Genomic DNA, 23030 nt, shown 5'->3' with positions numbered 1-23030 from the left:
AGCCGTCGCCCATGCTTCGAGAGAGGGGATTTCGCCCTCAGTCCGCGCGGAGGACGGTCATGGGGTCCACGCGCGCGGCGCGCCGGGCGGGCACGAGCGCCGCAAGCAGCGCCACCGCGAGCAGCAGCAGCGCGACGGCGAGGAAGGTCACCGGGTCCGTGGGGCTCACCCCGTACACGAGGCTGGAGAGCACCCGGGTCAGGCCGAGGGCTCCCGCCGCGCCCGCTGCCAGCCCCAGCCCCGCGAGCGCCGCCGCCTGGCGCACCACCTGCCGCAGCACCGCGCCCGCGCTCGCCCCCAGCGCGAAGCGGATGCCGAACTCGCGCGTGCGCTCCGTCACCGCGTAGGACACCACGCCGTACAGCCCCAGCACCGCGAGCAGCAGCGCCACGCCGCCAAAGGCCCCGAGCAGGAGCAGGCTGAAGCGGCGCTCGGCGAGCGAGCCCGCGAGCAGCGCCTCCACCGTGCGCAGCCGCAGCGGCAGTTCCGGCGCCAGCTCGCGCAGCACGGGGCGCGCCGCCTGCGCGAGCGCCGCGGAACCGCCCGCTCCCGACACCGCCACGTGGAAGCGCCCCGCGCTGCGCAGGCGCTGCCGGTTGCAGGCGTACAGCGTGGGCTGGGGCGCGGCATCGAGGCGCTCGTCGCGCACGTCTCCCACCACCCCCACCACCGTGAAGGGCCGCAGGTCCCCGTCCATGTTGCCGAACTGGACCAGCTTGCCCACCGGGTCCTCTCCCGGCCACCGCGCACGGGCGAGCGACTCGCTCACCAGCGCCACGTGCGGCGCGTCGCGCGTGTCGCGCGCGTCGAAGAGGCGCCCGCTCAGCAGCGGAATCTCCAGCGCGCGGAAATAGCCCTCGCTCGCCACGAGGTAGTTCGCGCTGCCCGTGCGCGAGGGCTCGCGCGTCAGCCGCTGGAAGTCGTCGAAGTTCTTCACCTCGTCCGGGCGGTTGAGCACCAGGAACGTCCCGTCCGGGATGCCGCTGCCCTCGAGCGGGAACTGGTTCACCACGCCCACCTCGCGCACGCCGGGCAGCGCGCGCAGCCGGGCGCCCAGCGTCTCCTGCAACTGCACCTGGCGCAGCCTCTCCGCCTCGTCCTGTGTCGACGGGAGCACGAGGCTGAGCACCGCGACCCCGTCCGTGCGAAAGCCGGGGTCCACCTCCAGCAGCCGTACGAGGCTGCGCGCGAGCAGCGTCGCGCCCACCAGCAGCACCAGGGCCAGCGCGAGCTGACCCACCACCAGCGCGCCCCGGCCCCATCCTCCGCCACCCGCGAGCGTGCGGCCTCCCGCCACGAGCGCCTCCCACGGGCTCTGCCCCGCGGCCCGCAGCGTCGTCACCCACCCGAGCGCGAGCGCAAGCAGCGCCGAGAGCCCGAGCGCGAAGGCGAGCGCCGCGCCATTCACCCCCACCTCGTCCACGCGCGGCAGGTCCCCGGACTCCAGCGCGAGCAGTGCCCGCACGCTCCACGCCGCGAGCACCACCCCCAGGACACCCCCCGCGAGCGTGAGCACCGCCGTCTCGGTAAGGAACTGGCGCACCAGCGCGCCGCGCCCCGCCCCCAGGGCCACCCGCACGGCGAGCTCGCGCCGCCGCGTCGCCGCCCGCGCGAGCAGCAGGTGCGTCACGTTCGCCCCCGCCACCAGCAGCAGGAAGGCCGCCGCCCCCAGGAGGATGAGCAGCGTGGAGCGCGCGCCGCCCACCACGCTCTCGCGCAGGGACTCGGCCTTCGCGTCCGCCATCCAGGTGTCGTCCCCGTGCTCCGCCTTGAGCGCCCGCGCAATGCCCGAGAGCTCGCGCTGCGCGGCCTCGAGCGAAACGCCGTCGCGCAGCCGCCCCACCACCTGCCAGCCGTGCGCGGTGCGACTGGGCAGGCGGGGCTCGAGCTCCCGCGCCGTCCACAGCGCCGTGCCCGCCGGGTAGTTGAAGCTCGCGGGCAGCACGCCCACCACGGCGTAGCCGCGGCCCTCGAAGCGCACGGTGTGCCCGGCGGTGAGCGGCTGTCCGCCCAGGTGGCGCTGCCAGAAGGCGTGGCTCACCACCACTGCCGGCGCGCCGCCCGGCTGCTGCTCCTCGGGCGCGAAGATGCGACCCTGCGCGGGCTGCACGCCCATCACCCGGAAGAAGTCGCGTGAGACGAGCGCCTGGGTGGCGAACACGGGCTCGCCCGCGCCCGTCACCGTCACCTCGCCGCCGGAGGCCACCTGCGCGAGCGCCGCGAAGCTGTGGCTCTGCGCCTGCACGTCCTCGAAGTTCGGGTCGCTGAAGCGCATCGCGTGCCCGTCCGAGGCGAGCTGCGAGACGCGCACCAGGCGCTCGGGCTGGGGGTAGGGGAGCGGTCGCAGCAGCACGCCCTCCACCACGCTGAAGAGGGCCGTGCTCGCCCCGATGCCCACCGCGAGCATGAGGACACAGGTGAGGGCGAAGCCCGGGCTGCGGCGCAGGCCGCGCAGCGCGTGGCGCAGGTCGCCGATGAACGTGTCCATGACAGCCTCCGGAGTCAGTCCCGGAGGCACTACGGCGGCACGCGGCGGCGATTGCACGCCGCGTGTTCCCGGGCGCGAATCGGGGTTGGCCCGCTACCCAGCCGGTGTCTCGGGTGTCACGAGCGGCCTCGTGCCCGGGCCTTGGATGTGAAGGGCCACGAGCTCCAGCCAAGAAAGGTGGCGAGGTTCTTGAGCCCGTACAACACCGACGACACGAGGAGGGCCAGGGTCAGGGCTCCGCCGATGATGACCTTGGCGAAGGGAGGGCCGGGGTCGAGCACCGCGCGCTCGGGGGCTTCTGGCGGCACGTAGGCGGTGACGGGCTGGCCTGGAACGAGGCGCCCTGCCTCTCGGGCGGTCGTCCCTTCCACCGTGAAGCGCTCCGCCGTATGGCTGACACCGTTGAAGACGAAGCGGTAGGTGATGGCTCCCGCGAGGGCGGTCGTCGTCCGATTCCGGATGGGCTGATATTCCCAGGTGCGTGAGGTGACGATTTCCGCTGGGACGGGCTGCCAGTCGTAGCTCTCCCAGCCTTCATGGGCCAGGCCCACGACGTAGGCGAGTCCCGCCGCAGACAGGAGTCCCCCCATGAAGCCCAGGTACGCCATCGCGAGCGCTATCCAGGCGCGGGCCCTATCGGCGGGGGGCGGTGCGCCCTGCGCGGAATTCCTCAGACCGAACTCAGGGCCCACCAGGAGCGTGGCCAGCACATGCGGGTCCCTCAGCTCCACGAGCGGGACGTGCCATGTCCCCTCTCCTGTCACTTCGATGCGCATCGTGGCGTCGTGGTCGGAGAGCTCCAGCGACACCTCCCGCACGTCCGCCCGTGCCGCGCGGCGCACGGGCCTTCCTCCCTCCCAGAGCTCGAGTGAGTCCGGCTCCAGCCGGAGCGCACCGAAGCTCAGGTTGCGTTCCCGTTCCAGGCGCTCTTGGGCCTGCGTGAGCTCCATTGTCAGCGGTGCGCGTGAGAGCGCTAGCTCCAGCAGTCTCTCCAGCGGCCATTCGCGCCCGAAGGACACGACCTTGTCGCCGGAAGAGTCCTTGAAGTTCAGCGTGACGCTTCCGAGGGACGGCCCCCGGCGTGGGCTCTCGCGGGGCCCGAGTTGCACGGAGGCGAGGTCGACCCACGCCCAGCTGGAGAAGCCGCGCTTCAGATAGATGGAGTCGATGCTCACGGTGCGGCTGAGGTCCCATGAGGGCCTCACGGCGAGCAGCGCGACCACGCCCACCAGCGTCCAGCGCAGCGAGCCGGGCATGGCGAGGTCCTCGGTCGCCCACGCCAGCGCCAGGGCCGACAGCGTGATGACGACGCGCCAGGCGCGCAGCTGGCGGAGCCAGGCTCGGCTGCGGTGCAGCACGATGGGTGGGTCTTCGGGGAACATGCCCCGGAAAGTGTCGCACGGAGCGGTGCGACCGTGGCGGGCGCCACGCCTTGAATTCGAACCATGGCCACGCAGCGCGATTGGCGACACGGGCGTGCCCGCTGTGCTCGGGAAGAGATGGGGGCGGGTGCGGGTTGGGCCGCCACCCCGAGCACAGGAGGCCCCCATGGCCGAGCAGCTGCCCCGCCCCGAACGTCGCTGGAAGCGTCACCTGCCGGACCTCGTCCTGCTGCTCTTCCTGCTGGTGGGTCGCGCCAGTTTCGCGGACCACTACCACGTGCCCTCCGGCTCCATGGAGCCGACGCTGGCGGTGAAGGACCACATCCTCGTGGACAAGCGCGCCTACGGCCTGCGCGTGCCGCTCACCGAGACCTGGCTCACCGAGCGCGAGCCCACCCGCGGCGACGTGGTGGTGTTCGCCCACCCGCTCACGGGGACGACGATGGTGAAGCGCCTCATCGGACTGCCCGGCGACACCGTGGCCCTGGTCCAGGGACGGCTCTGGCTCAACGGCGCCCCGGTGGAGCAGACGCTTGCGCAGGGAGTGCGGCGCGAGGAGTTGCCCGGCGCGCCGCACCCGCTCGCCCCCGAGGAGGACCAGGGACCGGACTTCGGCCCGCGGCAGGTGCCCGCGGGCGAGTACCTGATGCTGGGCGACCACCGGGGCAACTCCGCCGACAGCCGCTTCTGGGGGCTGGTCCCGCGCGCCAGGCTGCTCGGGCGCGCGGTGGCCGTGGTGTACAGCGCGCGCGACGGGCTCTCAGGCACCGAGCGCCTGTGGCTGCCGCTCACCCCGGGCAGCGAGGACTCCCGGCTGGTGGAGCCGCGCCAGGACTGAGGCCGCTCAGGCCTGGACGGCGAGCAGCCCGCTCGCGACCGGCTACTCCGGCTGCGGCTGGGTGATTTCGATGTGGAACGCCGGGTCTCCGTCGGCAGGCCCGAGGAAGTTCGACACGGAGGGGTGCGCCCGGACGGCGGCGATGAACGCGTCGTGCTGGCTCGCCGGAATCGAGCGGGGGGAGATGTCGACGACGTTGAGCTGGTCGGGGTTCGCCAGGTGCCGGGACACGTTGGAGGGACCCAGCTCGTTGATTCTGTCCACCATGGCCTGCTCGACCTCGGGCCGCGACAGCCCCGCCCCCACCGCTTCCTCGTAGGCGTCGATGACCTGGTCCCCGAAGCGCCCGTAGAGCTCGCGCTGCCGCGCAACGCCCTGGGTCTGCAGGTTGTCGTACATGGCCCGCGCCTGGTCCGCGGGCGTCCGCGCCGTGCTGGTGATGGTCGCCGCCGACACGCCGGCGGTGGCCATGATGTCCGCCAGCACCGCCTGCGAGTGCGCGCTGACGGCCGCCGTGTTGGCGTTCGCGCCATAGGTCAGGTTGGCCGTCGTCGCCGCCTGGGTCAGGTGGGCGGGCCTCGGCTGGGGAATCGGCACGGGCCGCTCGAAGGACGCCAGCTGCCCCATGGGCGTGGACTGGAGCATGTTGGCGCTGAAATTGGGCGCCGTCAGCGTGGCATTCATCGCGACAGGCGTCGGGTCCATCATCGCGTTCGTGAACTGCGGGGCCGTCAGCGACGGCATTCCGTTGGGCGCCGCCGCCGGGGTGAAGGAGCTGACGTCCAGGGCGAGCCGCTCGGAAATCGCCGCCTTCTCCGCAGCCGCGGCCGCCGCGGCGGCGTCCGCCTGCTGCTGGGCTTCGGCGGCCCTCGCCGCCTCCGCGCTCGCGGCGCTGTCATTCACGGACGAAGCGGAAGACGACGAAGAGGTAGACGAAGAACCCCTGCTGGAGCTTGAACCGCCAACGGAATCGACACCCATGGAAGTCTCCACAGCCTGTGAATGCGTGATTTGACTGTAAGTGTGCCACACACAGGCAGTGGAGCGCGAGCCCCCTTCGGTGAGTGTCGGGTCGACCTCCAGGGCCGGAGGCCTCCCTGCGCGGGCCTGAGGACCGGCTCAGTAGAGCCAGCGGAGCCGGGGATCCGCGAGGTTGTTGCCGCAGGTCAGCAGGTTGGTGGAGCCGCCCGAGCAGCACAGTTGCTCGGCGCCCTCGACGTAGCAGAGCTTGCCCGCGATGGAAGTGCACGTGGGGTAGCCCGAGCAGGCCGGGGGACAGGCGATGAACACGCCGTTGCAGGTGACACCCTGGTAGTTGCTCGAGGAGCACGTGGTGCCCGTGCAGGAGACCGACTGCCCTCCGTTGCACACGGCGGTACAGGTCGCGAACTGGGAGACCGTCGCGTGCTCCCCCATCTCGTCCGGCGCTGCCTCTGCCTCGGGCTCGGGGACCGCGCCTCCACATCCCAGGAGGGAAAGGCTGAGGAACGCCACCATCACCGCGAATGGATGCTTCATGAGAAGACTCCGGCAGGTTGGAGGGAACCAGGCCACGGTAATCGAATGGCTGGTGCAATGACAGGAGTCCTCAGCACGGGCGCAGGCTCCACGGCCACCAGGTGGTAGGAGCGCTCGCCCAGCACGTCCAGTGGCAGCAGCAGGGTCGCGTCAATGCCAGCCTTGCCCGGTGTCCGTCGCGCCCCTCCACTTCGAGTCCCGCGGCTCGGAGGCTGGGCCTGAGCGGATGCGGAGAAAGGGTGTAGCAAAGGCACGTCACCAGTCTGATACTCATTCTCGTGGCTCGAACCACGATGCCGTGCGTGGTCAGCCACACGCCGCGCCTGACATCGCGGGGGCACACCCTGTGCACTCGCCCATCCCTCGAAGGAGCCCTGCATGGACCAGAAGCCCAAGAAGACGAAGCTCAAGCTGAAGCGCGAGACGGTGCGCCCGCTGGACGAGAGCGCGCTCAACCTGCTGGACGGTGTCGCTGGCGGAACCCATCCCAGCGCCGCCTACCCGGAGATGTGCGGTTCCAACTCGGTCGACCAGAGCCTCTGCGTCTGCTAGCCCGCTGACGTCGCACGGCACCGCCCTCCCCGAGGACCCGTCCTCGCGGTGGGCCGGTGCCCGTCGAGCCTTGCCTGCCAGCCCCCATGTCCCCTCTCCCTGCCTGGCATCCCGTCCTCGACGGCGCGGTACGTCTCCGTGCGCTCGAGCTCGCCCGGGGCGTGTCCGAGGCCCTGCGCGCCGGTGCCCTCCGTAGCGCCAATCCCACTCTGGACGAGGGACTGCCCTCCGCGGCGCTGCTGAGCGCGTACCTCGCGCGCGCGGGGCTCGACTCGGGGGAGCCGGAGGCGCTGCTGGATGCCGCCGCGGCCCGCGCGGCCGACGTCCCGCTGGACGCGTCGCTCTTCCGTGGCTTCACCGGACTGGCATGGGCACTGGCCCACCTGGACGCAGCGGACGCGGACGGGTTGGAGGAGGTGGACGAGCAGCTCGAGGCGCTCTCCGCTGGCGCGCCCGCGCCGGGGCACGGGCTGGACCTCGTCTCAGGGCTGACGGGCGTGGGCGTGTACGCGCTGGAGCGGCTGTCTGACCCTCGTGCGCGCGCACTGCTCGCACGCGTCGCCGTCCGCCTCACCGAGGCCGCGCAGCGCGCGCCGCAGGGCTGGGGCTGGTGGACGCCCGCCGAGCACCTGCCTCCGTCGAAGCGCGAGCGCTTCCCGTCGGGTGCCTGGGACCTGGGCCTCGCCCACGGGGCCGCCGGGATGCTCGCGGTCCTGGCGGGGGCGCACCGCGCCGGGGTGCTCACGCCGGCCGGGCGCGACGTGTTGATGGGCGCGCGCACCTTCCTCGAAGCCCAGTGCGCGGCCAACCGCGCTCCCGCCTACCTCACGCCGACCGGTCCTGACGTCAGCACCCGGCCCGCCTGGTGCTACGGCACGCCCGGCGTCGCGCTCGGGCTCTTCTGGTGCGCGCGCGCCCTGGATGACGCCGAGGGCGAGGCGCGCGCGCTGGTGCTCGCGCGCGCCGCCGCACGGGAGGCGCAGGAGGCCCGCCTCAAGGAGCCGGGGCTGTGCCATGGCACCGCCGGTCTCGCGCACTTCTTCAATCGCCTGTACCAGGCCAGCGGGGATGCCTCTCTGGGAGAGGCCGCGCGGCAGTGGCTGCAACGCACGCTGGACCTGCACCAGGAGGGGCAGGGCGTGGGCGGCTTCCGTGCGTGGGGGCGGCAACCCGACGGGAGCCTCGGGTGGACCGAGGAGCCGGGCCTCATCGTGGGAGCCACGGGCGTCGCACTCGTGCTGCTGGCGGGAGCCTCTGCCATCGAGCCCGCGTGGGACCGGACGATGCTCTTCTCCGTGCGAGGCCTTTGAGCGGCTCCCGCCTCATGCGCGTGCTGGAGATTTCCGGTTCGCGCATCGACAGGACGAAAGTCCCTGTCTCACGCCGCGTGGCTAGAAAGTCGTCCAGCCGCTCCACCCGGTGCTCGGATTCCAGCCCTTCGCCCAGATGAAGTTCAGGGCTGGGTCCGCGGTGACGATGAAGAGCTGGTTGCCGTTCCACCGGGTGGCCTCGGGGGAGGAGCCCAGCGAGCCGCCCAGGCCGATGGGGCCGCCCCAGCCGTTGTTCCAGTAGTGCTGGGACATGGAGTAGCCGCCGTCGCGATAGAATGTATTGATGTTGTTGAAGCCCAGGGACGCGCACGTCGGATCCGAGGTGATGGGCAGGGCGAAGCGGGTCCAGCCGTACCACGCCTTCGTCTGGAGGAACCTGAGGGACTCATTCGTGTGCAGATTCGGCGTCGACGTACACCTTCGCGAGCAGCTCCTGCCGGACCTGCGAGCTCGTGCCCACTGACGTCGTCGTGCCTGTCAGCTCAGGCCTTCCTCCCTGGTCCGGAAATGGACCACGGGCAGTGCGTGATAGACAGCCGCCATGACATGGGAACAGCTGTGCAAGCTCGGGCTGGAGCTGCCGGAAGTAAAGGAAGACATCTGGTTCCGCACCCCCGCGCTGAAGGTGCGAGGCAAGTCCTTCGTCCGGCTCAAGGAAGACGGGACGTCCGTCGTGTTCCTGCTCGAGAGCGTCGATGAACAGGAGTTCCTCATCACGGCTCGGTCCGACGTCTACTTCATCACCGACCACTACCGTGGCTATCCCGCCGTGCTCGCGCGACTGGGCGCGCTGCGCATCTCCGAGTGCCGCTCGCGGCTGAAGTCCTCCTGGCGGCTCAAGGCGCCGAAGAAGCTGGTCACGCAGCTCGACGGTGGATCTCCGGCTCCCGCGCCCCGGAGTGTCACGAAGAAGGCCACGCGAGCGCGGAAGCGTGCTCCGCGCTCGCGGTCATAGCCCTCGAGGGCGCGAGAGGAGCTTGTCCAGATTGCTCAGTCAGCAGGCGCGCCCGCCCTGACTGACCATCCATGACAGCTCATGTCGCGCGCGGACCGGGAGTCGCGCTCCTCAATGTCCACGTTTTCTTCGCCGGCTGGCCATTTGGGGCCACCGCATCCCCATCGTTCCTGGTGGCGCGCAGTTGCATGCGCGGCTCGTGGGCACCGACGTACAGGGCGCTGTCGCCAGCACGGCAGTCTCGGTGGCCGCTAGCGACGGGCGCTCTTCGCCTTCGGCGTCTTCTTCTTCGCCGCGGGCTTCGCACGCTTGACGGCCGTCGGAGCCTTGCGCGCAGGGCGCTTGGCGGCACGGGCCGGTCTCGCCCACACCTCGAGCGCGGCGCGCGTCTCCGCCGCGCGCGTCTTGTTTCCCAGCGCCTCCTGCAGCAGCGCGAGCCCCTCCATGGCGTGGCGTACCTGCGCGTCCGTGAGCTCCTCGTGCTGGAAGAGGTTGCGGTAGGCCTTGGCGAGTCGGGCGAGCGCGACGAGCGGTTCAGTCACCACGCCGCTGCCCGTGGACTGCGGGGAGCGGAAGTGCCCGAGGCGATAGCTGATGCTGCCCCAGTCCCAGCGCTCGCTCGTGGGGCGGCCCTGCGCCATCCGGTCACGCTCCAGCGTCGCCTGCCAGTCGGCGCCGAACTGGGCGCGCAGGGCCTTCTCGAGGAAGGCCTGGAGCGCGTCGCGCGCGCTGCTCAGGGCCGGATCGAGCATGGCGCTGACGGTGGCATTGCGAGTGCTGACGGTCGTTCTACGGATGGACACCGGGTGCAGCTCCTTCGTGAGAGGAGCGCGCAGGGTACCGGGCTCGTCCGGGGGCAGCCAGGAATGCGCCGGCCCGAGGCGCCGCACGGAAGCCCGACGCAGCTGGCTTCTCTGAGGGTGCAAGCGTTCCCGCGACTCTCGCGCACTCCAGGTGTAGGAGGGCCAGAAAACCCGGCCCGCATTAGCGACACCTCCGGGCGAGAAGCGCCTCTCAAGAGGAGCGTCCACGGAATCCTTCCGTGAACGCTCCCTACACTGGACGTGGCCTGGGTGGGCTCAGCAGTTCTTCTGGTAGAGCGCTTCGCAGTTCTTCTGGATCTGCGCGTTGGTACACTTGCCGTTGGTCCTGCAGGTCGCCGTGCCGGTGCGCGGGTCCTTACAATACAGGAGCGTCACCCAGCAGTCGGCGCCGTACGCGGACACCATCCCGCTCGGCTCGCTCATCGACGACATCGCATCGCCGTCCCCATCCGCAGAGCCCTCGACGATGCTCATGACCAGACCGCTGTCGGAGATCATTGTCTGGACGTTCTCGTCCGGGGCTCCCGCATGTCCACGCCACAGCCCGCGAGCGGAACCCCTTTTCCTGCTCTCGCCCCAGGGCGTCGTCAGCCCGGCGCGTCAGCCGAGGCGACAACTTCCCTGACTCAGGGGCTGCCGTTCCCCTCGTGGTAGGGCGGCCTGGAAAGGCGTGTAATCCAAGGGGCTGCGCGGCTTGTCTCCCGGCCCGGCACACAGCGCGGACGCCCCCGTCAGCGGCCCTCCTCGGCCCCTCTGCTCCAGCCCGCCACCCGCAACAGAGTCCCTCTCCGTCTGCTGCTCCACCGTGGAGTCCGTAGGGCCGCACTGGGTCTGCGCGAGGCACACGGGGGGACTGCTGGTGGTCGCGTGCGCTGCATTCACTCTGCCAGCAGTCGCTGAACTCATAAACTTATCATGTCAAGCAAGAGGGATTGGGCCGGCCGTCAGCGGCACGCCGTTCCGCAGGGGCACTGGCTGAGCCTGCAAAGAGAGAGCATCTCTGGCAGCTTGTTGCTGCACTTTGGGGCACTGCTCACCATGGCATTGAACGCCGTCACCTCAGTGGAGGTCAGTCTGATGAATGTCGAGACAGCTGGATTTGAGGTCGCCACAAACCTGGACCGCAAGATGCCTCCAGAGAGCACTCAAGAGGGCGGTTCGTCCTCTGGATCGATTGCAACACAGCGCACCGGGGGAAAGATCCCCGTGGAACCCCTCGAGTTGCTTCTGAACGCTGTAAACACCATCCTCACCAACGTGAACATCGATCGCGTCTGCGCTTTGGGTATCCGCAACTACACAGGCAACCATCTCTATAGGCCGAGGTACTACACGTTCTCGGGTAAGCTCGAGAGTTTGGACAATCCCATTCTTGCTGGCGAAGCTGGCACGGGAACCGCCACGAAGTCGACCAACGCCGCAGTCGGAACCGTTGGTGTAATCACGTTCGATTTGGAGTGGACGGACAAGAGACTGGCTGTCATGTGGTCCATCCCATTCGACTACAACCTCTACTCAAATTGGTTCAAGGTGGGCGTCGTCCCTCAACACGTCGATGCCAATTACGACCTGTACCGGGACATGTATTACAACTACCATCAGCTGACCGAGGGCGATGTGGCCCGGGCCGACAGGGGCACTTCCTCGTGGAACGCTCACGGCTACTACTTGGAGGGCTTCATGGGCGATGGAGGCAAGGCTGGGCTGGTCGTGAGTATCAAGCGCGTGTCGTGAACAGCCGCACTGCTGGTCATGAGCTTCGACCACGGTTGGATGTCGGGCAGGCGCAGAGCCAGCGGGAAGCGGCAGCAGGGCCGCTTCCCGTTCGGCCAGTCCATCCTCGCGCCGTGCTAACCTAAGGCGTACCACCCGAGGCCGTGCGGGAAGCGCGATTGCCAGTTCAGAATGATTCCGGATGCCACTGCGCCATGACGAACAGGCTCGTGGGTGGAGCGAAGCAGCAATGCTCGTACTTCGCTCATGACTGCCAGCGGTTCGCCCTGCTCCACGCGGTGGGCGAGCTCCCGTATCGGGTTCCAGTCGGATGTCCTCCGACATGAGTCAGTTGCCTCCCATGCGACGACAGCACTTCTCCACCGGCCATTCCTGTTGGCCCTCGCAATAATGGACCTCAGGGCTCCATGGTTTCGGCGCTCGACCTCCCTGGCCAGTGGCGGCGGATTTGCTGGCATGTGGTGGTGTCATGTCATGCCCGTAGCCCGTGATGCGGAGCGTCAGTGTATGGAGTGAAGACTCATGGGGCCGGATAAGCTCATGGATTTTCAGGGTTCTCTCATGGCGCATCGCAACAGAATAAGGGCCGCCTTGACAGGCTTCGATTCTGTCTGAGGTTGAGAAACTCCTGTCGGCCGCTCGTTGGCTGGGACGACAGCGATGTCCCAAGGAGCGTCCGATGACTGGAGCACAGATACAGAAGCAAGAGGCGCAAGGTGGTGGGAGCGTGGCGCAGGTCTCCGCCGGAGAGCTGCTACAATTCCTTTCGGCTCCGTACACCATCATCCGGGCAGGCGATGGCGTGACTCCGAAGGGCTTTCCGGCAGCCATTGTCGCATTCTCCCTGTTCCAGCCAGCTCCATTCAGGGTAGGGGTTCTCGACCTCAGCGCGATGGAGTGGGGGGCGGCGACCCGACACCTCGTCGGGTTGGCATTAGAGGCGCTTCGGATGAAGCCCGACGGGCTCGGAAGGCCTCCGGCTGGCTTCTATCTCTTCGCGAGTGGAGCTCCCATCGCCTATGATGCAGGGGAGATAGACGTGGACAAGGACGGCGGCCAGCTTCTCTGGGCATTCGCAACCCTGGTCATGGGATCTGCCTTGGAGAACAAGCAGATTGCTGGTGCTGCTCCTCAGGTTGCGTCATGGAACGCCGGTGAGCGCGTCGTGAAAGCGTTCCAAATGGCGCTTGAGGCGCATCAAAAGCTCCAGCGTCGATAGCCTCGGTTCCAATTTCCGCGAAAACGTCAGGAGGAAGCCAGGACACTCAAGCGCTGACTCCAAGGAAGCACCAGAAGCCATCCGGGGATGCTGCCCAAGCGGGAGCGGAAGATGCGAGCATGGCACCCCATGCCTCGGCGAGGCAGGAGCCGAGGAAGGAGAGGTGGCCGCGAGTGGACTGGGCGGGGCTGCTCAAGCAGGACATTCGCGGTGGACGTGTTCGCCTGCGTCAGGCGTGGAAGGCCGGTAGCGGGCCGAGTCGTCCGCGCAGGAAGTGGGAAGGGTTACGAGCGATTCTGGAGCCCCTGGGACTGCCCACGGCGAGAGCAAGGCGGGTCCCGGCGCCAGGGCCCCCACGCCGCAGGGTGTTGAGGCTCAAGCCATGGCCAGCAGGCCCAGGCTCCAGCCGTGCTCCTCGTGGGAGAGCGGCCTGGACAGGCGTGTACCCCAAGGGGCTGCGCGGCTTGTCTCCCGGCCCGGCACACAGCTCGGAGGCTCCCCGTCAGCGGCCCTCCTCCGCCATGCAGAGGGCTCTTTGGGCCAGCGCCACGGAGGAGGCTGCTGCTGCTCCAGCGAGCAGCAATTCACGCCGGTCCAGCCACCCGCGGTCTTCGCGTCCTGCGCCCCGCTCATGGCTCCTCCCATGAGGGGAGGAGCTTCATAATCGTATTTTTCTCGGTTCTTCTTCCATGTCGCCGCCCCTGCCATGCCTTCAGGGGCGGCGAGGCGAGGCACTACTGACTGCAGCAGATGTAGTTGGCTGCGACGTATGGATTGTCGTCCGGAGTGGTCAGACACATCCGGCCCATGCTCTGGACGCCGCCGTAGGCAGCGCAGTAGCTCGTGCCCTGTTGCCTGGCGGCATCACAGGCGGCCTCGGACGAATCCCACGAGGTGGCCTGGAACCACTGGCACCGGCCCGGAGGACAGTACTGGTAGTTCCCATCACACTGCACATGGTCCGCATTCGCGGCGGAGCACGTATTGCCCGTGCACGACAGCGTGGTGCCATTGGCACAGCTGGTCGAGCAGGTCACCAGGGCACTCTCGGCACTTTCCAGCGTCTCCGAATCTGACGGGGCCTCGGTACCGCCACATCCCAGGAGCACAGCGAAAGACAGGGTCGCGACCGCAAACACAATACGTTTCATGCTGGTGTCCCTCTGGCATCGGGTTGCGGGCAGACCCTACACCAAAACCGTCCAGTCTGACTTCCCACCAACATAGAATGCCCAGCTTTCCCGGAGAAGGCCGTGCACGGCCCGCACGTCGAAACTGCCTCCTACCAGGGCCAGAAAGCGTCAACGCCCGATTACTAGAAGCAGGCGTCCCACGGGGCGATGGGTGAAACGGGATTGTAGGGGCGGTGTCCAGCCTGCATACGCACGTCGGGTCAGCGGGGGGGCGCCTCTTCCGCCATGGGCCAGGCCCGTCACCACGTTGCTCTGCTACGCTCCCTTCACTCCCATGAAGCACAAGCTCCTCGACTACTTCTCCAGGCTGTCCCCGCTCTCGGAGGAGGAGGCCCGGGCGATTCTGGACAGCATGGTGGTAAGGACCTTCAAGAAGGGCACCGTCCTCCTGGAGCAGGGGCAGGTCTGCACCGAATGCTATTTCGTCCTGGAAGGCTGCGTCCGGCAGTACTCCCTGGTGGACGGTGAGGAGCGCAGCAACGGCTTCTTCACGGAAGCGCAGTGGGTCCTCTCCCTGCGCAGCTTCATGGACAAGACTCCCGCCGAGCACTTCCTCGTCTGTGCCGAGGACACCACGCTGGTCGTGGGCAACGAACAGAAGGAGAGCGACCTCTACGCGCGCTTCCCGCGCTTCGAGTCCCTCTCTCGGCGCGCCATGGAGCAGGTGCTCGCCGAGCAGCAGGACCGCCTGGCCGCGTACGTCACCGACACACCTGAGCAGCGCTACCTGCGGCTGCTCGAGACGCGGCCCGACCTCTTCCAGCGCATCCCGCAGTACCAACTGGCCAGCTACGTCGGCGTGAAGCCCGAGTCCCTGAGCCGCATCCGCAAGCGCCTCGCGTCCAGGGGCGGACGTCCTACGCCGCGGCGGAGCGGGTGACGGGCCGGAACCCCTTCGCCATCAGCCAGCCGCCCAGGGCCAGCTCGAACAGCCCACCCGGCAGCGAGAGGAGGGGGCCCACGGGGAGACCGAGGAGCTCCAGGACACACCCCAGCGCCAGCAGGGCGTAGCCGGCCACTCCGAGCAGGGCCAGGGAGGATGGCGCCAGACCGGAGCGGAACAGCAGCACACAGAACGCCACGCTGCCCGCTCCCAGCACGAGCATGGCGAGCTGGTAGGCCCAGACGTTTCCTCTCGCGAGGAGCTTCGTCAGGGTCAGCAGCTCCTGCGCCCCGGAAGCCCCGAGGCCCTGTGCGCCTTCCCCGAGGGGGAGGATGGAAAGCAGGAAGAGGACTCCCACGGTCAGCAACAGCGCCTCCATCACCCTCGTGCAGAGATAGGCCAGGGCGATATCCGGGTGGTGCCTCCTGCCGATGGGGAAGAAGAGCACGCCGATGCCCACCACCATCGCGGAGTCGAGCAGCATGAGCAGTGCACCGGCGACATACCGGGTGCGGTGCTCGATGACCTGGGACAGCGGGTCCGCGCCCTCCAGCAGCGAGCCGATGACGGCGGAGCCGATTCCGTAGGCGAAGAAAGGGAGGATGAAGAGGAGACCCAGGACCCTGCCGGGCTTGTGATTGGCTGTGTTCATATCGAGGCGCGGTGCCGTGATGCACCGTCTTGGCCTCGAGAGTAGGGAGGGCCTCCTCCGGGTTCATTGACTCGGGTCAAGAAACGAAGGCCCCGCCCGTGACGGCAGGGAGGGGCACCCTGCGGTATGGGATGCGGTTTCCGGCTCGTCTCCAGAATGTCTCCAAGCCGGTGAGTGCATGGCGTCACTGCGGTTGTTGCCCGTGTTGTCGCGGACCTCCGGGGCGCCGGCATGGATGCCGGCGCCCCGGAGTCGTTAGCGACGCGCTGTTCCGGAGCTCAGAAGTTCGTGTTGAGCGAGCCGTTGGTCAGCCGGAGGTATGTACAGATGCCGTTCGCGTCCCATCTCACGTCGAAGAAGCCCCGGGAGCTCAGGGCCTGCTCCCAGAGGGACGAAACGGTGGCGTCTGGAATGCAGGTGTAGACGGTGTCGGTGGTGGCGCCCGGCACGGTGGCCCGGGCGTAGAAGCTGCGGTTGCCGGCCAGGTCATCACGGAATTGGGCGGAGGTGGTCGCCGCCGCGTCCTCGCGGAAGCCGATGAAGTTGCCAAAGCAGCGGCCCGAGCCATCCGTATTCTTGTTGCAGGACACGGTCCTCGTCTGGAGGCCCGCGCTCGCGACGGAAGCGATGCCGATGGCGGCGAGCGCCACGACCGGGGACAGCGACTTCAGGGAAAGGGACTTCAGGGAAAGGGACTTCGTCATGGACTTCTCCTGGATGGGATGACTTCCGACAGCAGGACTCTGGGGTGAGGCGCTACGGCAGCCCCTCTGCCTGGTCGGAAGGAATGAGTCGGTTCTGGTTGATGGCGACGACGAGCTTGCGCCGGAGCTCCGCGGCCTCGGCGCGACCGTGGAGGTGGGAGAGCTCGTTTCGAATCTCGAGTACATCCTCCGCCGTCATGCGCCCGCTGGAGACGACCCGCTCCACCAGCGAGCCCGCGCGGGCCACGGACTCGCGCTGCTCCGGGGACAGCGCTGGGGGAGGAGCGGGAGGCTCCGCTTCGCGTGAGCCCATGGCGAGTGCCCCCGACTCTTTCAGCAGGGTCGCCATCCGCTGGGCAATGGCATCCAGGTCTTCGGCGGTGGGCCGTGCGGAGCCCGAAGCCAGGGACAGGGGAATGCCCGCGGAGCTGCTCCCGGAAGGACTGCCGGAAACGTGATGCATGGCCTGGACGCTCCGGCGCAGCGCAGCGACCTCGGTGGAGAGTTCCTGCATGCGCAGGTCCTGGGCCTGCTGTCCCTGACTCATCGCGAGCCAGCAAGCCAGCGCGCTGCCCAGGGCTGATGTCAGGCCCAGACACCCCATCCGCAGGACATGGGTGGTCATGGCGACTCAGAAGTGGGAGTAGAGGCTGCCGTTGTTCAGGAACAGCGAATAGCAATCACCCATGACGTTCCAGTAGATGGAGAAGTAGCCCTGGTGGTTCATGGCCTTGCTCCACTGTGCGCTCGTCACTGCGTCAGCCGTGCAGTTGAAGTACTCCGTCGTCGTGCCCGTCGTGAGGGCCGCGGTGAAATACGAAGCGGAAGCGGTGGTCCGGGTGAACAAGGCCTGGGTGTTGGCGCCGGAGTGATTGCGGAAGCCGAGGAGGCTGCCGTAACACCGCCCCGAGCCATCCGCGTTCTTGTAGCAGTTCGCGGATTCCGCCTGGTAACCGGCCAGGGCCGCGGGGGCTGTCATCAGTGTCGCGAGACAGACGGCTGCCGCCCAGGTCTTCCGGGTATGACTCATGTGGATTCCTTTTCTGGAGCTCGCCAGGGTCCGGGCTTCTGCCCGGAGGACTGGCGGAGAGAAGCGACGGGAGGTCCGTCGCTTGAAACAGAGACTAGGGGGAGGGTCTGACTTCGCCCGGGGGGCCACGATGACCGGGGTTGATTCCCTGCCCGTCCACCGGTGGCTCATCGTGTATCGTCGCTCCTCCCGTTCTCGTTCCTGCTCTCGCGGTGGTGGCCACGATGGCGGAGGGCACGCTCGGAGTGGCGAAGGCGCTGGCCACGGTGGATGCGACTGCCGGAGGAGTCGAGGCGCTACGGCTCGCGAGGCGCTCCGAACCAGCGGGCCAGGGCGTCACGGAGGCCATGGCCCGTGCCTTCTCCGACCCAGGCGACGTATCCGTCAGGGCGAATCAGCACGGCAGTGGGAGGCGTGACCGCGCCGAGCACCGGGAGCTCCCAGACACCCGCGTAGCGAGCGTCAACCCACCGAACCCGATCCGCCCATGAAGTGAGGTCGAGGGCGCCGGGCTCTCCGACGTTGAGCAGCACCGGTCGAGCATCGTGCAGCAGGCTGAACACCCGCCGCGGGCCGTTGGAGGTGACCAGGTCGAGATCCGGCATGCGGCGCCCGAGCAGCGGGTGTCCCGTGCCGAGGTCGTAGTGGATGCCCAGCCCGGACATCATCGCGGCGTACCGCTTGCGAGGCTCGTCCATCTTCAGCAGCTCGGACAGGGTCTCGCGCAGCGCCTCCATGCGCTCGTCACCGCGGCTGAGTGCGGTTGACGCCAGGGTGTTGCGCAAGACGCGGGCGGCGACCGGGTGTCGCTCGGCCTGGTAGGTATCCAGGAGCCTCTCCGTCGAGGTCCCGTTGACCACCTGGGCCAGCTTCCATCCCAGGTTCACGGCATCCTGGACACCGAGGTTGAGTCCCTGCCCGCCCACTGGCGAATGCACGTGCGCCGCGTCGCCGGCCAGGAGCACGCGTCCGGCCCGGTAGGACGCCGCCTGCCGGGCCATGTCGGTGAACCTGGAGAGGAAGGTGGCACTGCGAAGACCGAAGTCCGTGCCGTAGAGCGCGATGAGCGCCTCGCGGAGGTCGCTGAGCGTTGGCGCGTCGCCTTGCCGGACGTGCTGCTCCCTCAAGACGACGCCCACGCGCTTCCCGTCCTCGTGCTTGCCCAGGGCATAGGTGCCCTTCTCGTCCCGGCGGATGCCCCATGCCGGCTCTTCGGTCATCTCGACCTCGGCGATCATGTAGCTGATGGACGGGTCCCAGCCCGGGAAGTCGATGCCGGCCTGCTTGCGGACCAGGCTGCGGCCTCCATCGCACCCGACGAGGTACTTCGCCCGCAGCGCACGGCCGTCGGACAGCTCGACGTCGACGCCGGTGTCGTCCTGCGAGAAGCCTGTCACCTCACGTCCGCGGTAGAGCGTCACCGGCAGCTCGCCGACCCAGTCGGCCAGGATGCGCTCGATGTGCCTCTGCCAGAGCGCGAGCCCGTAGTTGTGGCGCGTCGGGAAGTCGCTGATGTCGAGAGGGATTGGCGCGAAGGAGGCGACCTGGGCCACCTTCCCCCGCGAGAGGAAGCGGTCGGCGATTCCCCGCTGGTCGAGCACCTCGAGGGTGCGCGCGTGCAGGCCGCCTGCGCGCGAGCTGTCGAGGTCCTGGCTCTCCCGCCGCTCGACGATGGCGACGTCGATTCGCGCCAACGCCAGCTCGGCCGCCAGCATCAGGCCCGTCGGACCTCCTCCGGCGATCACCACTGCATGCTTCGTCATGCTCACGCTGCGTCCGGGCTCATCGTGCATCGTCGCTCCTCCCGCTCCTCGCTCGAGGCCGGCGACTGTGCGGCACGAGCCGGGGCTTGCAGCAACTCCCGGGGTCTGGCATTTGCTGGAAGTGGAGAGGAGCGGGGCGCTGCTGCTGGCCCGGCAGGATGCGGTCCATTTCCTGTCGCCGCGGAACGCCATCCTCGCCCAGGTGAGTTCCCGGAATGCGGGCCAGGTTCACCAGGACTGGCAAGGCGACGAGCCTCTTCCCGTGCGACTCACCGAACAAGCGAGACGACTTCCGCGGCACAACCCCACGACAGCGTCACGCCCGCGCCGCCATGGCCGTAGTTGTGGATGACCCTGCGCCCGCCCACCTCCTCCGCCTCCAGTCGCACGGAGGGCCGGCCGGGGCGCAGCCCCACCTTGTGCTCGACGACGTGCACCCGGGTCCCCGGCGGCAGCAGCGGCGCGGTGCGCGACAGGATGCCCTCCACCTGCGCCGGGTCAGGCTCCAGCGACCAGCTCCCCTCCACCGTCGTGCCTCCGAGGATGCAGTCCGTGGCGCGGGGGATGACGTATGCGACGCCACTCGTCTCGTCCGCGTCGAAGACGAACCGGTCCACCGGTGAGGGCTCCACGCGCAGCACCTCGCCCCGGACGGGGTACAGCGTCTCATCGCCCACCAGCGTGCGGGCGCCCAGGCCGGTGCAGTTGATGACGAGCGGCGCGTCCGCCCAGGCCTCCTCCAGCGAGCGCACCTCGCGCTGAACGATGCGCCCACCCAGCGCCCGGAAGCGGTCCATCAGGAAGCGCAGGTAGCGGGGCATCTCCACGACGGGCGCGCTGAAGCCGTAGCCGTCCACGAAGCCCGGAGGCAGTTCCTCCGCTGCGGCCCGGCGGAAGTCCGGCACGCCGTCCCGCCACCACGGGTCTGGTACGGGTGTCCGGAACGCATCGACTCCGGAGACCATGACGATGCCCGCCTCGGGGTGCTCGCGGCCCAGTTGCTGGAAGACCTCGTAGGTCCGCCGTCCCCACGCGTTGACACGCGCCTGGGGGGAGACCCGGTACGGATACCAGACGGCGGCCGCGACATCGGACGTGGTGTGCGGCGGCAACTCCCGCGCCCGGATTTCGACCGCGTGCCCGGTCTCCGCCAGGCGGATGCCGCAGGACAGTCCCGACACCCCACAGCCCAGGACGATGATGAACATGCCCCGAGCATAGCGGGCTCCTGCCGTGACCCGGCCGGCGAATCCAGCACCTGAACTTGCTGTGCTTGCAGCTGCCGCGAGCGGGGGCCTGGCGTCCTGGCGGTGCGCGACGCGGGCACCTTCTTCCAGAGCGCGGGCCGCATCATGCGGCACCGCCTCTCTGGCTCGATTCAATGCCAGCCATTGAGGGGCTCCGGCAGGTGAAGACGATAAATGCGAGAAAGTCCTGCTAAACATGAATTCATTCCAGTAGCTTGTTCGGCCCAACCTTCACCGGGTCACCGAGCGGAGCTTCTGGATGCAACCTGCGTTTCCCAACCTGAAGAGACACACTCGACGCATCAGCGCAGTGAGAGCACTTGTGGTTCTGGCAGCGGGCCTCTCGGCCGCGCTGGTGGGCTGTGCGGGTGCTGGCGACGACGAGACGCCCGCGGAGGTGCGAGCCTCCGAAGCAGCGCTCGTGGACGGCTACAACCTCGTCGTCGCGAGCATGAGCCCGCTCACCGTCGCCCCGGGCAGCTCCGTCATCTTCAGCGCCACCCTCACGAACACGGGGAATGTCGCAACGCCCGCGGGCATCATCCACGGCGTGTCCTTCTGGGTGAACGGCACCCAGGTGTCGTGGTCGGACACCCACACAGGCTCCCTTGCCCCTGGCGCGAGCGTCACGCTCACCTCGAACCACGGTCCCACCGGAACCCGGGTGTGGACGGCGCCGAGCACCCCGGGCACGCACACGCTCGTCGCGGACGTCGATGACATCAACCGCATGCCCCTTGAAACCAACGAGGGCGACAATGAGCTCACCGCCTCGCTGAGCGTGACGGCCAGCGCGACCTGTTCCGACCGGGTCAGGAACGGAACCGAGACCGGGGTCGACTGTGGACCTGACTGCGGGCCGTGTGAATGGCCGTTCACCGCCGTCTCATCCGCCACCCTCCGGCAGTCGGCCAGGAAGGTCTACGCGCACTGGCACTACTACCCGGTGTCGATGGACAACTACAACCCGACCTCCAACGACTACTACGAGCGCAACTACATCGGCATCAACGGCGAGGGCGGAGCGCACCTGGCCTATGGCGGCATGATGCGGGAGCGCCCGATTCCGAGGCCGACGCGGCCGGAGACGGACTGGCGGCTTCGCGACGCGAAGGACGAAATCCAGCTCGCGGCGAGAATCGGCATCGACGGCTTCTATCTGAACCTGTGGACCGACAGCGACGTGAACAACGGCGCCGTGTGGACCCGGGCGAGGACCCTCGTCGAGGCGGCCTCCCAGCTCGGAAGCTTCGACATCATTCCCAACTTCGACATGACCATCCTCAACACGGGGAGCCTGTCGGGAGACCAGGACGTGATGCTCCGGATTCTGGGCCAGCTCAAGGGCTACTCCGCGCTCCAGAAGCGCCCCGACGGGAAGTTCGTCGTCGGCCTGTTCAACCCCAACGCCCATGGCCGGGCGGCCAGCTTCTACAGCACCGTCAAGCAGCGCGCCGCGAGCGAGCAGGGCATGAACCTGTATCTGGTGCCGGTCTTCCTCGGCACGGGGAGCACCGCCCTCTTCGAGGAATACAGGACCGTCGGGGACGCCTACGCCGGCTGGGGCACCGCCGTTCCCGTGAGCACGGCGGGGTACTCCGGAAGCCTGAAGACGAAGGCCGCCGGGTACGGGAAGCCGTGGATTCACCCGATGAGCAGCCAGGACTACCGGCCCAAGGACAGGGCCTTCTGGGAGGCAAGGAACTCCCAGACGCTTCGCTCCATCTGGGAGAGCGTGATTGCCGACGGGTTGGACCAGGTCCAGATCATCACCTGGAATGACCAGCACGAGCACCACAACATCCGCCCGTCGACGGGGAAGCAATGGCCCGCGTACGACATGACCGCGTACTACATTCAATGGTTCAAGACCGGCACGCGGCCGACCATCGAGCGCGACGTGCTGTATTACAGCCATCGCATCCACAACCCGTCACTGGTGCCCACGAAGCAGACGTCCGCGAACCTCGCGACCTGCAGGGCCGGCTGCCCGGCCACCAATGACGTCGAGCTGGTCGGCTTCTTGAAGTCGGCCGGCAGGCTCGAAATCACGCAGGGCGCGACGACCTACGGCGAGGACGAGACCGCGGGCGGCGTGCAGGTGGCCAGGACGGCGATGACGGTGGGCACCCCGACCTTCCGGCTGAAGCGTTCAGGCGCCACCGTCGTGCAGTTCCAGAGCATGCACGGCATCGTCGGCGCCATCGAGTACCAGGACCTGCTGTACCGCGCCGGAAGCTCGGCCCGTGCGGCACTGCCGTCCTGTGCGACTTCGTGCTCCGTCGGCGAGGCCCGCTGCCTGATGTGCCCCGGTGAGCCGATGTGGCTCAAGCGCTAGACGCATCACGGCAGGCCTCGGGGGGCGCCCGGTCCTACTCATCCGCCCCCCGAGCGGGTGATGTTGTATGGCTGATGATAGGCATTCAAATCCTGGTTGTCCTGTGGAGCTGACGAAGCCCTCCAGTGACATGTGCAACCCGATTTCTGGATTCTTGACGTGATTGCAAACCAGCCGCAGCCTGGAGGCGTACCAACATGACGACATTGCGTCGATGAAAGGAATCCCTCCATGAAGCTGATGGCAGCAATGATGATTGCGACCACGGTAGTGCTATCTGCCTGTGGTGCCCTGCCCGGTGAAGGCGTTCCACCGAACGAGTCCACTTCCACCGGGCAGGAGTACCGGACGAACGCGTACGCACTCACGGGAGACTGCT

The 23030-nt window shown here is 68.4% G+C and carries 22 protein-coding genes; 8 read left to right on the top strand and 14 right to left on the bottom strand.

Annotated elements, in window-relative coordinates; all coding sequences use genetic code 11:
- Positions 1 to 37: 37 nt before the first annotated feature.
- Both ACX9TP_RS34460 and ACX9TP_RS34455 read right to left on the bottom strand, forming a co-directional pair.
- Positions 38 to 2488, bottom strand: a complete 2451-nt coding sequence (locus ACX9TP_RS34460) for an ADOP family duplicated permease (RefSeq protein WP_482974888.1) — start codon at positions 2486 to 2488, stop codon at positions 38 to 40.
- A 116-nt stretch (positions 2489 to 2604) separates the two neighbouring features.
- Complete coding sequence (locus ACX9TP_RS34455) at positions 2605 to 3870, bottom strand: DUF3592 domain-containing protein (RefSeq protein ID WP_482974887.1); 1266 nt, start codon at positions 3868 to 3870, stop codon at positions 2605 to 2607.
- A 166-nt stretch (positions 3871 to 4036) separates the two neighbouring features.
- Here ACX9TP_RS34455 and lepB point away from each other — a divergent pair, with 166 nt between their 5' ends.
- Positions 4037 to 4708: a signal peptidase I gene (lepB, locus tag ACX9TP_RS34450; protein WP_482974886.1), complete on the top strand. Its 672-nt coding sequence runs from the start codon at positions 4037 to 4039 to the stop codon at positions 4706 to 4708.
- A gap of 42 nt (positions 4709 to 4750) precedes the next feature.
- Here lepB and ACX9TP_RS34445 read toward each other — a convergent pair whose 3' ends face one another.
- Both ACX9TP_RS34445 and ACX9TP_RS34440 read right to left on the bottom strand, forming a co-directional pair.
- The gene (locus ACX9TP_RS34445; protein WP_482974885.1) at positions 4751 to 5611 is read right to left on the bottom strand and encodes a hypothetical protein; all 861 of its coding nucleotides are present in this window, start codon (positions 5609 to 5611) and stop codon (positions 4751 to 4753) included.
- Positions 5612 to 5827: 216 nt separating this feature from the next.
- Entirely contained in the window at positions 5828 to 6226 is a 399-nt protein-coding gene (locus tag ACX9TP_RS34440; RefSeq protein ID WP_482974884.1) for a hypothetical protein, read from the bottom strand.
- Between the two features lie 378 nt (positions 6227 to 6604).
- On the opposite strand from ACX9TP_RS34440, the gene ACX9TP_RS34435 reads away from it, so the two are divergent.
- On the top strand, positions 6605 to 6778 hold the full coding sequence (locus ACX9TP_RS34435; RefSeq protein WP_482974883.1) for a hypothetical protein: 174 nt from the start codon (positions 6605 to 6607) through the stop codon (positions 6776 to 6778).
- A gap of 86 nt (positions 6779 to 6864) precedes the next feature.
- Positions 6865 to 8088, top strand: coding sequence for a lanthionine synthetase C family protein (locus ACX9TP_RS34430; RefSeq protein ID WP_482974882.1), 1224 nt, complete (start codon positions 6865 to 6867; stop codon positions 8086 to 8088).
- Between the two features lie 81 nt (positions 8089 to 8169).
- Here the strand turns inward: ACX9TP_RS34430 and ACX9TP_RS34425 are convergent, their stop codons facing one another.
- Positions 8170 to 8361, bottom strand: coding sequence for a hypothetical protein (locus ACX9TP_RS34425; protein WP_482974881.1), 192 nt, complete (start codon positions 8359 to 8361; stop codon positions 8170 to 8172).
- Between the two features lie 289 nt (positions 8362 to 8650).
- On the opposite strand from ACX9TP_RS34425, the gene ACX9TP_RS34420 reads away from it, so the two are divergent.
- Positions 8651 to 9064 carry an MmcQ/YjbR family DNA-binding protein gene (locus tag ACX9TP_RS34420; protein ID WP_482974880.1) on the top strand — a complete coding sequence of 138 codons (414 nt, stop codon included), beginning with the start codon at positions 8651 to 8653 and terminating at the stop codon, positions 9062 to 9064.
- 251 nt (positions 9065 to 9315) lie between these two features.
- Here ACX9TP_RS34420 and ACX9TP_RS34415 read toward each other — a convergent pair whose 3' ends face one another.
- On the bottom strand, positions 9316 to 9867 hold the full coding sequence (locus ACX9TP_RS34415; RefSeq protein WP_482974879.1) for a hypothetical protein: 552 nt from the start codon (positions 9865 to 9867) through the stop codon (positions 9316 to 9318).
- Positions 9868 to 10143: 276 nt separating this feature from the next.
- Positions 10144 to 10362, bottom strand: a complete 219-nt coding sequence (locus tag ACX9TP_RS34410) for a hypothetical protein (RefSeq protein ID WP_482974878.1) — start codon at positions 10360 to 10362, stop codon at positions 10144 to 10146.
- Positions 10363 to 10803: 441 nt separating this feature from the next.
- Between ACX9TP_RS34410 and ACX9TP_RS34405 the strand changes: the two genes are divergently transcribed.
- Positions 10804 to 11622, top strand: a complete 819-nt coding sequence (locus ACX9TP_RS34405; protein WP_482974877.1) for an actinoporin family protein — start codon at positions 10804 to 10806, stop codon at positions 11620 to 11622.
- Between the two features lie 679 nt (positions 11623 to 12301).
- Complete coding sequence (locus ACX9TP_RS34400; protein ID WP_482974876.1) at positions 12302 to 12841, top strand: hypothetical protein; 540 nt, start codon at positions 12302 to 12304, stop codon at positions 12839 to 12841.
- Between the two features lie 734 nt (positions 12842 to 13575).
- Here the strand turns inward: ACX9TP_RS34400 and ACX9TP_RS34395 are convergent.
- On the bottom strand, positions 13576 to 13878 hold the full coding sequence (locus ACX9TP_RS34395) for a hypothetical protein (RefSeq protein WP_482974875.1): 303 nt from the start codon (positions 13876 to 13878) through the stop codon (positions 13576 to 13578).
- A gap of 430 nt (positions 13879 to 14308) precedes the next feature.
- Here ACX9TP_RS34395 and ACX9TP_RS34390 point away from each other — a divergent pair, with 430 nt between their 5' ends.
- Positions 14309 to 14914 (top strand): Crp/Fnr family transcriptional regulator, encoded by a 606-nt coding sequence (locus ACX9TP_RS34390; RefSeq protein WP_482974874.1) that lies wholly within the window; start codon positions 14309 to 14311, stop codon positions 14912 to 14914.
- Here ACX9TP_RS34390 and ACX9TP_RS34385 read toward each other — a convergent pair.
- The 6 genes from ACX9TP_RS34385 to ACX9TP_RS34360 all read right to left on the bottom strand — a co-directional run bounded on the left by ACX9TP_RS34385 (position 14892) and on the right by ACX9TP_RS34360 (position 20274).
- Positions 14892 to 15569 carry a DUF4386 domain-containing protein gene (locus ACX9TP_RS34385; protein ID WP_482974873.1) on the bottom strand — a complete coding sequence of 226 codons (678 nt, stop codon included), beginning with the start codon at positions 15567 to 15569 and terminating at the stop codon, positions 14892 to 14894. The genes ACX9TP_RS34390 and ACX9TP_RS34385 overlap by 23 nt on opposite strands.
- Positions 15570 to 15847: 278 nt before the next feature.
- Complete coding sequence (locus ACX9TP_RS34380; RefSeq protein ID WP_482974872.1) at positions 15848 to 16273, bottom strand: hypothetical protein; 426 nt, start codon at positions 16271 to 16273, stop codon at positions 15848 to 15850.
- Between the two features lie 52 nt (positions 16274 to 16325).
- Positions 16326 to 16898 (bottom strand): hypothetical protein, encoded by a 573-nt coding sequence (locus tag ACX9TP_RS34375; RefSeq protein WP_482974871.1) that lies wholly within the window; start codon positions 16896 to 16898, stop codon positions 16326 to 16328.
- Positions 16899 to 16904: 6 nt separating this feature from the next.
- Positions 16905 to 17303, bottom strand: coding sequence for a hypothetical protein (locus tag ACX9TP_RS34370; protein ID WP_482974870.1), 399 nt, complete (start codon positions 17301 to 17303; stop codon positions 16905 to 16907).
- A gap of 296 nt (positions 17304 to 17599) precedes the next feature.
- Positions 17600 to 19066: an FAD-dependent monooxygenase gene (locus ACX9TP_RS34365; protein ID WP_482974869.1), complete on the bottom strand. Its 1467-nt coding sequence runs from the start codon at positions 19064 to 19066 to the stop codon at positions 17600 to 17602.
- A 269-nt stretch (positions 19067 to 19335) separates the two neighbouring features.
- Positions 19336 to 20274 (bottom strand): FAD-dependent oxidoreductase, encoded by a 939-nt coding sequence (locus tag ACX9TP_RS34360; protein WP_482974868.1) that lies wholly within the window; start codon positions 20272 to 20274, stop codon positions 19336 to 19338.
- A gap of 361 nt (positions 20275 to 20635) precedes the next feature.
- On the opposite strand from ACX9TP_RS34360, the gene ACX9TP_RS34355 reads away from it, so the two are divergent.
- Positions 20636 to 22651 carry a glycoside hydrolase family 71 protein gene (locus tag ACX9TP_RS34355; protein WP_482974867.1) on the top strand — a complete coding sequence of 672 codons (2016 nt, stop codon included), beginning with the start codon at positions 20636 to 20638 and terminating at the stop codon, positions 22649 to 22651.
- The last annotated feature ends 379 nt before the right edge of the window (positions 22652 to 23030 follow it).

This window comes from Pyxidicoccus sp. M15 (assembly GCF_056858435.1).
The sequence above is the reverse complement of the archived record's forward strand: the minus strand, read 5'-3'. Positions and strand labels throughout refer to the sequence as shown.